Annotated in this window: 1 pseudogene; it reads left to right on the forward strand. The window is 60.6% G+C overall.

Going from position 1 to position 381, the window contains the following annotated elements:
* Positions 1-153, forward strand: a pseudogene (locus WG902_RS22480) (23S rRNA (cytosine(1962)-C(5))-methyltransferase RlmI); the annotation flags it as partial.
* Positions 154-381: the final 228 nt, after the last annotated feature.

The following is a 381-nucleotide window of genomic DNA, read 5'->3' on the forward strand; positions in this document are numbered from 1 at the left end:
GACCTGTTCCACAAGATCGTCGCCGGCGCGGGTGCCGACGCGGGCGTCGACGGCTACATCGCCGAGCGCCTGGGCGCCGCACCGGATCATCCGATGACGCTGGCTTTCCCGGAGGGGGAGTACCTCAAGGGGCTGGTGGTCATTCGCAATTAGAAAACGAATGCGGACAACCGGACGCAGAAGGCGCGGAAGTCACGCAGAAGACGCAGAAAAATCCAGGAAAAGGTTTTGGCTCCCTTTTGCGACTTCTGCGTAACTTCTGCGCCTTCTGCGTCCGGCTGTTCAAAAAAACCTCAGCCATGCACCATCTTCCACGAGGGCTAAACTCACAGCCATGAGCCTCATCCCCGCCACCATCCTGACCGGCTTCCTGGGGTCCGG

This window comes from Ramlibacter sp. PS3R-8 (genome assembly GCF_037572435.1).
Taxonomy (GTDB): Bacteria; Pseudomonadota; Gammaproteobacteria; order Burkholderiales; family Burkholderiaceae_C; genus Ramlibacter.